Annotated in this window: 9 protein-coding genes and 1 pseudogene; 2 read left to right on the forward strand and 8 right to left on the reverse strand. The window is 72.6% G+C overall.

Features of this window, described 5'->3' with window-relative positions; all coding sequences use genetic code 11:
• Positions 1-156: 156 nt before the first annotated feature.
• The 3 genes from ACWGE1_RS37305 to ACWGE1_RS37315 all read right to left on the reverse strand — a co-directional run bounded on the left by ACWGE1_RS37305 (position 157) and on the right by ACWGE1_RS37315 (position 2,779).
• Positions 157-1,548 (reverse strand): pyridoxal phosphate-dependent decarboxylase family protein, encoded by a 1,392-nt coding sequence (locus tag ACWGE1_RS37305; protein ID WP_453424910.1) that lies wholly within the window; start codon positions 1,546-1,548, stop codon positions 157-159.
• A 70-nt stretch (positions 1,549-1,618) separates the two neighbouring features.
• Entirely contained in the window at positions 1,619-1,969 is a 351-nt protein-coding gene (locus tag ACWGE1_RS37310; RefSeq protein ID WP_453424911.1) for a hypothetical protein, read from the reverse strand.
• 147 nt (positions 1,970-2,116) lie between these two features.
• Positions 2,117-2,779, reverse strand: coding sequence for a DUF4232 domain-containing protein (locus tag ACWGE1_RS37315; RefSeq protein WP_453424912.1), 663 nt, complete (start codon positions 2,777-2,779; stop codon positions 2,117-2,119).
• 160 nt (positions 2,780-2,939) lie between these two features.
• On the opposite strand from ACWGE1_RS37315, the gene ACWGE1_RS37320 reads away from it, so the two are divergent.
• Complete coding sequence (locus ACWGE1_RS37320) at positions 2,940-3,794, forward strand: hypothetical protein (RefSeq protein WP_453424913.1); 855 nt, start codon at positions 2,940-2,942, stop codon at positions 3,792-3,794.
• 65 nt (positions 3,795-3,859) lie between these two features.
• On the opposite strand, the gene ACWGE1_RS37325 is transcribed toward ACWGE1_RS37320, so the two are convergent.
• The 3 genes from ACWGE1_RS37325 to ACWGE1_RS37335 form a co-directional block, all read right to left on the reverse strand.
• Positions 3,860-4,081 (reverse strand): hypothetical protein, encoded by a 222-nt coding sequence (locus ACWGE1_RS37325; protein ID WP_453424914.1) that lies wholly within the window; start codon positions 4,079-4,081, stop codon positions 3,860-3,862.
• 121 nt (positions 4,082-4,202) lie between these two features.
• The gene (locus ACWGE1_RS37330) at positions 4,203-4,703 is read right to left on the reverse strand and encodes a hypothetical protein (RefSeq protein WP_453424915.1); all 501 of its coding nucleotides are present in this window, start codon (positions 4,701-4,703) and stop codon (positions 4,203-4,205) included.
• 63 nt (positions 4,704-4,766) lie between these two features.
• On the reverse strand, positions 4,767-5,768 hold the full coding sequence (locus tag ACWGE1_RS37335; protein WP_453424916.1) for an RNA ligase family protein: 1,002 nt from the start codon (positions 5,766-5,768) through the stop codon (positions 4,767-4,769).
• A gap of 150 nt (positions 5,769-5,918) precedes the next feature.
• On the opposite strand from ACWGE1_RS37335, the gene ACWGE1_RS37340 reads away from it, so the two are divergent.
• Positions 5,919-6,806: a S41 family peptidase gene (locus ACWGE1_RS37340; RefSeq protein ID WP_453424917.1), complete on the forward strand. Its 888-nt coding sequence runs from the start codon at positions 5,919-5,921 to the stop codon at positions 6,804-6,806.
• Between the two features lie 40 nt (positions 6,807-6,846).
• On the opposite strand, the gene ACWGE1_RS37345 is transcribed toward ACWGE1_RS37340, so the two are convergent.
• Positions 6,847-9,474, reverse strand: a complete 2,628-nt coding sequence (locus tag ACWGE1_RS37345; RefSeq protein ID WP_453424918.1) for a SpoIIE family protein phosphatase — start codon at positions 9,472-9,474, stop codon at positions 6,847-6,849.
• 183 nt (positions 9,475-9,657) lie between these two features.
• Positions 9,658-9,885: pseudogene (locus tag ACWGE1_RS37350) on the reverse strand (hypothetical protein); the annotation flags it as partial.

Raw genomic sequence — 9,885 nt, forward strand, 5'->3', positions numbered from 1 at the left:
AGTACAACGGCGCTCCTCCGCCCAGGGGGCACCTCCCAGCGGTAGCTGGGGGAGATGCACGGCACCGGACGACGCGGGCCCGACCGACAAGATCCAAAAGAGACGACCTGGGCGGGTGCCCGGACCACGGGTGAACCGGCTGCTGCTCGCCCTGCCTCACGCGCCGTCGGATGCGCGGCGGATCGCGTCGAGGGTGCGCGTGACGTCCTCGTCGGTCGTCGACCAGTTGCTCACCGAGATGCGCATGACGCGGCGGCCGTGCCAGGTGGAGCCGCTGATCCACGCCGTGCCCTCGTCGAGGAGGCGGGTGAGCACCCGGTCCGTGCGTGCGTCGTCGCCGAACTCGGCACAGACCTGGGTGAAGACCACGTCGTTGAGGACGGTCGCTCCCTCGATCGCGGAGATGCCGGCGGCGAAGGCGCGGGCGTGCCGGCACAGCCGGTCGACGAGGTCGGTCACGCCCGAGCGGCCGAGAGATCTGAGTGCGGCCCATACGGTGAAGGCCCGCCCGCGACGGGAGAGTTCGGGGACCTTGTCCACGGGGTCGCCGTGCTCGTGCTGGATGAGGTAGTCGCCCTGCTGGCCCATCGCCGACCTGAGAGCGGACGGGTCGCGGACGATCGCGAGGCCGCAGTCGTAGGGGACGTTCAGGGTCTTGTGGGCGTCCGTGGCCCAGGAGTCCGCTCCCGCACAGCCCTCGGTGAGGTGTGCGTGGACCGGAGAGGCGGCCGCCCACAGGCCGAAGGCGCCGTCCACGTGCACCCACGCGTCCGCGCTGCGTGCCGCGCGGATCGTCGCGTCGAAGGAGTCGAAGGCACCGGAGTGGATGTCCCCGGCCTGGAGGACCACGATCGTCGGACTGGGACTGGGACCGGGACCGGACCCGGAACCGGGGGCCTCCAGGGTGCACCGCAGGGCCTCGGGGTCGATCCGTCCCTGCCCGTCCGACGCCACCAGTTCGGGACGGCCGAGCCCCAGGTAGCGCAGGGCCATGTCGATGGCGATGTGCCGGTCCTGACCCGCGATGACGCGTACGGGCGGCCCGCCGGTGAGTCCGTCGTGGGCGACGTTCCAGCCGGCGCGCCGCAGCACCGTGTCCCGCCCGGCGGCGAGGCAGGTGAAGTTCGCCATGGTGGCACCGGTGGCGAAGCCGACCGCGCTCTCGGGCGGCAGGCCGAGCAGGTCGAGCAGCCAGGCGCCGGCGATCTCCTCCACCGCGGTGTACGCGGGCGAGACCGCGCGCATCACGCAGTTCTGGTCCCAGGCGCTGACCAGCCAGTCCGCGGCGAGCGCGGCCGGCTCGGTGCCGCCGATCACGAATCCGTAGAAGCGGCCGCTGGGGAACGCGGTGAGCCCCGGCTCACAGGCCGTGGCCAGCAGATCGACGACATCGGCGGGCACGCTCGGCGCGTCGGGCAGCTCGATGCCGAGCGCGCGCACGATCTCGTCGACCTGGGCGCGGGCGGGAACCCGGCGGTCGGACAGGCTGGCCAGCCAACGGACGGCATGGCCGTGCGCCTGTCGGAGCGCCGCCTCGCGCTCGTCCATACCTCGGACTATGGGGCAGGTACCGGCTCCCCGCAAGCGGCGGGAACCGGTCGGCCGGCCTGCGGGCGGATCAGTGGATGACGCTGAAGCTGCGCCAGGGCAGGCTCACGGGGGCCGTCACGTTCGAGAGGGTCGTGGCCACATAGATCCCGTCGGCCCGGTCGGTCTTCTCGCAGTTCTCCGTCCGGTAGAGAACGATGTCGACGAGGGTGTTGTTCTCGACGTGCGTGGCCCCCTTCGGAATGCCGATCTTGTGGCATCCGATGACCAGCGTGTTGGAGTAGCTCAGCTCGACCGGCGAGTCGTGTCCGCGGAAGGTGAGCATGCCGACGGTGCTCCGGCCCAGGCCCGAGCAGGCGCTGGCCGTCAGCAGCAGTGCTGCGACGCCCACGATGGTGCTGATACGTCGGCTGTGGGACATGGGCACGGTCCTCGTCTGTGCGGTGGTGACGGTCCTTGACCACAGCCTGACCCGGTGGGCCGCAGGCGGCCTCCGTTGCTCGGCCGACCGGATGAACCCCGCTGCGCCGGGCCCGTCACACCGCACCACCACACCGATGAGGTACGGCTAGAGGCTCAGCGCGTCCTCCGCGTTGTTCACCCAGGCGGTCACGGAGTTCTTGTCGGGCGAGACGTACAGGCCGGGGGTCGAGGCCTTCAGTGGTGTCTGCTTCAGGTCGGACTCGGTGTTCATGGTCAACTGGATCGAGCCCACGGTCTTGCCCTTGCCGTCGTTGGCCCCGCCCATGAGTCCGGCGTAGGCCGACTCACCCGGTGCCAGCCTGATCGCGTCCTCGATGCCGGGGGCCGCGCCGCGCTCCGTGGCCTGGCCGTCCAGGTCGCCGAAGGTCACGACCGGATGCCCCAGCGCCCTGCACGCCTTGCTGCCCTTGTTCGTGATCTTCAGCAGATAGCTGCTCGTCGTGGGTTCGGCCAGGGTGGCGGTGAACTTCACGTCGAACGTGCTGCACGGGAAGACGTCGAAGTCCGGGTCGGTCGAACCGGGTGCCGGTGTCTTGGACGGGCTCGCCGGCTTCGTGGGCTTGGCGGACTTCGACGGGCTCGCGGACCCCGACGGGCCCGAGGTCGGGCTCGCGGTCGCGCTCCCGGCGGGGCTCGCGGTCGGCGTCCCGGACCCGCCCGCCGCGCCGTCCTCGGTGGGCCCACAGGCCGTCAGGGCCAGTGCGGATACGGCGGCCAGGGCGATGGCGGCCTTGCGTACGGTGCTCATGATGGTGGTCCCCCTGAGGAGAAGCGCGGAACGCGCCGGGCTGGGCCGAGCTGGGTGAGCACCAGCGTCCCGTAAAAGCTTCACAGCTTGGTGACGGTGTGTTGCCGACTCGACCACGATCCCGGCCCGATCGGCAAGACGCCCCCTAGCATCTCGGTCCATGGGGAGATCCGAGGAGAACGGCCGTGGCGGCGCCTGGCGCGTCACGGTGCTGGGGCACGAACGCGCGGCCGGTCTGCCGCCCGACGCTCCGGCCCGTCCCACGGGCCGGCCGCTCGCCCGGCGACAGGATCTGCGCATCCACGGCACCGTCGGGAAGATCACCTGCATCGACGGCTCCGGCAGCACCCGCTGGACCGCGCCCTGTTCCGGCCGCCCCAACGCCGCCCACATCTCCGGCGGCCGGGTCCTGGTCACCACGGACTCCCTGGCCTACACGCCCTGGGGCAACCTCGGCCCCGCCGTGCTCCTCGACCTGGCGGACGGCAGCCGGGTCGCCGAACTGCGCGGCGCACGCGGCGCCGCCCTGGGCGGCGGCCGGTTCGTCCTCGGCCTGGAGGGCTACGACGTCTTCGACACCTGGGCGTACGACCGGGACGGCGCCCTTTTCGACTCCTGGCGCAGCTACGGCCACTACGTCGTCGGGACCGGCATACGCGTCGTCGAGACCGACCGCAACCTCCCGACCGGCAGCCGGGTGGTCCGGCTGCTGCCCGGCGGCGCCGTCGAACGGGGACCGCGGCTGACCGGCCCGCAGACCCCGAGGCCGCTCGTGCTGGCGGACGGCACCATCCTGGTCCTGGACGCGGGTGTCCTGCGCGCCGTCGACCGCCGGCTGCAGGACACGGTCCTCGCCGAGCTGTTGCCCGTCGACCCGGAGGAAGTCTGGCGGTACCACGGCGCGCTCCGCCTGGACGGCGACGAACTCACCGTGACCGTCACCGAACAACGCTCCGACCGGCCCGACAAGCACAGCCACCTGACGTGGACGCTTGCCCTCCACCCGGGCGGATGACCCCTCCGGAGTCCGGACCCTGGAGGCGCCGGGGGCGTCGGGGGCGTCGGGGCGCTGTGGGACCGTCAGTTCGCCACGACGGTCAGCACGGCCGAGACGACCGTGACCGCGGAGGCGGCCACCATCCAGTTACGGGCCCGGCCCGACAGCACCGGGATCCCGTCGGCGTCGTCCTCCTCGGGGTCGTCCGCCGGCTCCCGCAGACGCGGGCACGACCGGCAGGCCGGATCGTGTACCAGTGTGTCGAGCCAGACGACACCGTCGAGCGGCGCCCGAGCGAACAGCATCCCGTCAGATTCCATAACCGGACAACGCCATGATCCGCATCAGGCCACTGCCGACGGCCGGACCGAGGCCCAACCGTTGTCGACCGGCCAGCCGATCACACAATGAGGTGAACGGACCGGATCACCGGGGGCGGCGGTTGTCGTAGACGGTGATGCAGAGCGCCTTCATCGCGGTCTCCGCCCGCTCGGGGTCCACGCCGTGGTCTATGGCCTCGAGGGCGGCGGCCGCCGAGTTCCGTACCGGGTACGGCAGGCCCTCGTAGGCGGAGATCCGGTAGGCCATCGTGCGACGGGCCTCCCGCTCCTCCTCGCTCACCCCGTCGGGGGTGAGGGGGAAGACGGCCGCCCGGTACGTCGCGATGCAGACGAGTGCGGCGTCGGCGAGGCCCTCGGCGTAGCCGTCGGCCGGAACGGCCTCCCGGCCGGGCGGGAAGAGGGCGAGGACCTGCCGACGGGAGAAGAACGATCCCAGCCCCGCGCCGAGACCCGCCACGCCCGCGAAGACCACGGCCGTCAACCGGCCGGACAGCAGCAGACCGAGACAGGCTCCGCCGACCGCACCGCACGTCACCAGCACGAAGGTGATCATCAGATGGATGCGCGCGGCGGGCGGGGACTTCATGCCAGCAGTATGCACAGCGCCGACCGCACCGGGGGAACCGGCCGTCCGGCCCCGCACCGTGCGTCAGGCTCGGCGGTCGGCCGCGTCGAAGCGGGCCAGGGTCAGTGCTCCGGCGTGCAGGGATCCCTCCAGCGCACGGTACGTCGCCTCGTCCAGGCCGCCCAGCGCCTGCGCCACCTCCTCGGTGGCGTCCCGGGCGATCTCGCAGGCCAGGTCTCCCGGCGGGGTACGGGGTCCGAGCTTGCTCACGGCCGAGGCGGCCCGCGCCGGGGTGAGCAGGCCGGTGCCGTGGGCGAGCAGCCAGCCGGGGACCCCTGCCGCGCCCTCGGCGGGCGCCTGGTAGGGGCGCGAGCCGTCGAACCGCTCGTCCTCGGCGAAGGCCGGCTGCTTGAACTTGGCCATGGGACGCCCGGGTTCGCGGGATTCCCCGGCGGGTTTGACGACGAGGCCCTCGGCGAGGTTGTCGGGCAGCGCGGGCAGGCCCAGCAGGCCGGGCAGCCGGGTGGGGAAGACCGTCGGCAGCGTCTGGAGGCGCGCGAGCGGGCCTTCGGCCAGCAGCGGTACGCAGAGCAGCCCGGCCGCGGCCGCCGCCGCGCGCAGCGTCCGGTCGCCGACCCAGCACAGGCCGTCGTCGTCGGCGACGGTGGCGTCGAAGGGGAGCCAGAGCAGTTCGGGTGAGTACCAGACGCCGGTCTGCACGGGCTCCGCCCCGGGCGTCGGGGGTACGTCGGCGTGCGGGTAGCGACCGCCCGCGAGTTCGCCGTAGACGGTCACGACTGCGGAGACAGGGGCTCCGGTGTCCTCGCGCAGGGTCCGGGCGCAGCGGGTCGCGGCAACCGCCAGGGCGGGCCAGATCCGCCCGACACCGAAGAAGTCGTCCAGCCCGCCGTCCGTGAGCAGTTCGCGGCGCTTGGCGGGGTGCGCGCCCGAGGCGTCGCACACGACCGCGAAGTTGGCGCCGTGGATCTTCTCGTGGGCCACCCAGTTCCGCCCGCGGGCCTCTCCCAGCCGGGTGTTCGCGGGGATCTTCGGGTACGGGGTCCAGGGACGGGATTCGGGGTGCACCGGACGATGGTAGCCATCGCACCGCGCGGACCGTCGGCCCATTTCTGCCGGGCCCGCGTCCGGCCCCCGCCCGGACCGTGTACGCCGACCTCCCGCAGTGACGGCAAAACCACTGTTCACCGGGGTGTTGGCTGCCTAGCATGACCGGTCATGCCTACCAATGAGAAGATCATCGGACGAGCCCTGGACCGGATCGGTGCGGGTTACGTCTTCCCCGACAAGGCCGTTGTCATCGAGGCCGCGATCCGCGGCCGGCTCGCGGCAGGTGCGTACGAGGGCCTGGACGGGCCGGCGCTCTGCGAAGCGGTGACGGCCGACCTTCAGGAAGTCTGCCCGGACAAGCACCTGCGTCTGCTGTGGACGGACGAGCCGCAGTCGCTGGACCCGGTGGACGAGGACGGCGGGGAGGCCGCGTTCCTCGCACTGCTCCGGGCGGAGAACCAGGGGATCCGGCGCGTCGAGCGGCTGGAGGGCAACATCGGGCTCATCGAGATCCGGCGCATCGCGAGCGCCACCGAGGGCGCGAGCGCGATCGGCGCGGCCATGCAGCTGGTCGCGCACAGCTCCGCCCTCGTGCTGGACCTGCGCGGCTGCCTCGGCGGGTCGCCGGAGGGCGCCGCGATGTGGTGCAGCTACTTCTTCCCCGACGACCAGGTGCACCTGAACGACATCTACGACCGGGCCTCGGACACGACCCGCCAGTACTGGACGACCGCACACCTTCCCGCGCCGCGCTACGGGGACCGGCCGGTCCACGTCCTCACGAGCGAGGTCACCTTCTCCGGGGGCGAGGACGTGGCGTACACCCTGCAGGCACACGGACGGGCCGTTGTGGTCGGTGCCACGACGCGCGGCGGCGCCCATCCGACGGCCCGGCACGCGGTGGCCGAGCACGTCCTCGTGACGGTGCCGATGGCGCGGACGATCAACACCGTCACGGGCGGGAACTGGGAGGGCGTGGGAGTCGTCCCCGACGTCGCGGTACCGGCGGACCAGGCGCTGGAGACGGCGCTGAAGGCCCTGCGTCCGGGCGCCTGACCGCCCGGGAGCCGACAGGGCCGAGGCGGCCCGGGACCCGTCAGATCGGGTCCACGTCCAGGAAGGCCGCCAGGGCCGCCTCCGCGTCACCCGCGCCACCGGGCAGGGCCAGCTCCGCCCAGATGACCTTGCCCTCGGGTGTGTAGCGGGTGCCCCAGTGCTCACTGAGCTGCGCGACCAGGAACAGGCCGCGTCCGCCCTCGTCCGTGGTGGCGGCGTAGCGCAGGTGGGGGGCGGTGCTGCTGCCGTCCCACACCTCGCAGGTCAGGTTGTGGTCGTGGAGCAGGCGTACGCGTACGGGCGCGCTGCCGTGCCGCAGGGCGTTGGTGATCAGCTCGCTGAGGATGAGTTCCGTGGCGAAGCCGAGGTCGGCGAGGCCCCACTCGTCGAGCTTCTTGGCCGCGGCGTTGCGCATGGCGCCGACCGCGCTCGGCTGGAACGGTACCTCCCACTGCGCGACCCGGTCCGGACCGAGGGTCCGGGTCCGGGCGACGAGCAGGGCCACGTCGTCGGTCGGCCGGGGCGGCAGCACCATGTCGAGCACGGCCCGGCAGCTCTCGTGCGGGTCCCGGTCGGGGTGGCTCAGCGCCGCGCGCAGCAGTTCCAGCCCCTCGCTGATGTCCCGGGTCCGCTCCTCGATCAGCCCGTCCGTGTAGAGGACGAGCTGGCTGCCTTCCGCGAGCTCCAGCTCCGCGGTCTCGAAGGGCATGCCGCCCAGCCCCAGCGGGGGTCCGGCCGGCAGCTCCACGATCTCCGTCGTGCCGTCGGGGGCGACCACCAGGGGCGGCAGGTGGCCGGCCCGCGCCATCGTGCAGCGCTGGGACACCGGGTCGTAGACCGCGTACAGGCAGGTCGCGCCCAGTACGCCGCCGTTCGCGTCGGCGCCCTCGCCGTCGTGGTCGATGCGCTGTACGAGATCGTCCAGGCGGGCCAGGATCTCGTCGGGCGGCAGGTCGAGGGAGGAGAAGTTGTGCACCGCCGTACGGAGCCGCCCCATGGTCGCCGCAGCGTGCAGGCCGTGCCCGACGACGTCCCCGACGACCAGGGCGACGCGGCAGCCCGGCAGCGGGATCACGTCGAACCAGTCACCGCCGACCCCGGACTGCGCGGGCAGGTAGAAGTGCGCCACGTCCATGGCGCTCTGCTCGGGCAGGGCGCGCGGCAGCAGGCTGCGCTGGAGGGTCTCGGCGAGGGCGTGCTCCCGGGTGTAGCGGCGGGCATTGTCCATGCTGACCGCCGCGCGGGCGACGAGCTCCTCGGCCAGCGACAGCTCGTCCTCGTCGAAAGGTTCCTGCTTCTGCGACCGCCAGAAGTTGACCACGCCGAGGACGACGCCCCGGGCCATGAGCGGGGCCGCGATCAGCGAGTGGATTCCGTACTCGACGATGGCCCGGGCGCGCGGCGGGTCCTGGGCCTGCCAGCCCGGCGCGTCGGCCAGGTCGGGCACCAGCTCGGCCCGGCCGGTGCCGTAGCCGCGTGCCTGGGGGGTGGACGGCAGGAAGTCGATCAGCCGGCCGACGGGGTAGAGCGGGTGGTCGGAGCGGATGCCGCTGACCGCGGTGCGCCGCATGTCGGCGCCCGCACCGGGCTCCTCCCCGTTGATGACCTCGTCCGCCAGGTCGACCGTGACGAAGTCCGCGAACCGCGGGACGGCGACGGCGGCCAGCTCCTCGGCCGTGTGCACCACGTCGAGGGTGGTGCCGATGTCGCCGCCCGCGTCGTACAGCAGTTTGAGGCGCCTGCGGGCCGTCTCTGCCCGGCTGGTCAGGACCTGCATCTCGGTGGAGTCGCGGATGGTGACGGCGGCGCCCTCCGGCCGGCCGCGGGGGTGGGTGGGCCGCTGGTTGACGACGAGCAGCCGGTCTCCGCTCTCCAGGACCTCGTCGGTGGCCTCCCGGCCGGAGAGCAGCAGGTCGGCCATCCGGCGGTCCAGGCCGGGCACGTCCCCGATGTGGCGCCCGTCGGCGTCGTCCGGCAGTCCGAGAAGCCGTTTGGCCTCGTCGTTGGCCAGCAGCAGCTGCCCTTCGCCGTCGGTGATCAGGACCCCTTCGCGGACGGCATGGAGCACCGCGTCGTGGTGCTCGTACATGCGGGTCATCTCCTGCGTGCCGAGGCCGTGGGTCTGGCGGCGCAGGCGTCTGCTGATCAGCCAGGTACCGACGGTGGCCAGGGCCAGGCCGGTGGCGATGGCCAGGAGGATGACCGGGAGCTGGCGGTCCACGACGCCGGTGACGTTCTTCACCGTGAGGCCCGCGGACACGAGCGCGACGACCTTGCCGTCGTCCGCCGTGACGGGGACCACCGCCTGGATCTCCTTGCCGAGCGGGCCGTCGACGCTCTCGGTGTGCACCTCGCCGGCCAGCGAGGGCTCGATCGTTCCGACGAAGCGTTTTCCGATGCGGTCCGGCTGGGGGTGGCTGTACCGGATGCCCTTGGTGTCCATCACCACGATGAAGTCCACCCCGGCGGCCTTGCGGGTCTCTTCCGCGAGGGGTTGCAGGATCAGGGACGGATCCTGGGTCTTCAGGGCGTCCTGGAGGCCGAGGGAGTGGGCGAACGTCTCGGCCACGGACACCGACCGATTGCGTGCCTCACGCTCGGTGTCGTGCTTCGACTGGAGGACCAGGGCCAGCAGCGCCCCGGCCGCGAGCAACACCACGATCGCCACCTGGAGGACGAATACCTGTCCGGCGACGGTCCTGAAGCGGTTGCCTAGAGGTGACCGCACCGACGTGCCCGGCACGGGTGGCGAGGAATGGTCACGAACCCAGTTGTAGCACTTCCGGGCGCCCATGGCCCCCGTCATGCACGATACGCGCCCGGATTGTCACACCCGGTCGGTCCCCGGCCGTCAGTCGGAGCGGTTGCCGGCCGCCGTCTGGACGCCGTTCGCGGCCGGTCCGGAGGAGGGCTTCGGGGGCTGCGGAGTGGCACTCGGGGTGGCCCCGGCAGGCGCCCCGGGGGTGCCTTCCGGGGTGCCTGCCGGGGTGCCTTCCGGGGTGCCTTCCGGGGTGCCATACGGGGTGCCTTCCCGGGGGCAGACCACCACGTCGCGCGGCGTGTAGTGGGTCTGTGTCTT

The sequence above is a fragment of the Streptomyces sp. NPDC054932 genome (assembly GCF_053610205.1).

What these genes read in the sequence shown, in the direction of transcription:
- ACWGE1_RS37305 (WP_453424910.1), bottom strand. Translation starts at nt 1,548, where the DNA reads ATGGACGAGCGCGAGGCGGCGCTCCGACAGGCGCACGGCCATGCCGTC.
- ACWGE1_RS37310 (WP_453424911.1), bottom strand. Translation starts at nt 1,969, where the DNA reads ATGTCCCACAGCCGACGTATCAGCACCATCGTGGGCGTCGCAGCACTG.
- ACWGE1_RS37315 (WP_453424912.1), bottom strand. Translation starts at nt 2,779, where the DNA reads ATGAGCACCGTACGCAAGGCCGCCATCGCCCTGGCCGCCGTATCCGCA.
- ACWGE1_RS37320 (WP_453424913.1), top strand. Translation starts at nt 2,940, where the DNA reads ATGGGGAGATCCGAGGAGAACGGCCGTGGCGGCGCCTGGCGCGTCACG.
- ACWGE1_RS37325 (WP_453424914.1), bottom strand. Translation starts at nt 4,081, where the DNA reads ATGCTGTTCGCTCGGGCGCCGCTCGACGGTGTCGTCTGGCTCGACACA.
- ACWGE1_RS37330 (WP_453424915.1), bottom strand. Translation starts at nt 4,703, where the DNA reads ATGAAGTCCCCGCCCGCCGCGCGCATCCATCTGATGATCACCTTCGTG.
- ACWGE1_RS37340 (WP_453424917.1), top strand. Translation starts at nt 5,919, where the DNA reads ATGCCTACCAATGAGAAGATCATCGGACGAGCCCTGGACCGGATCGGT.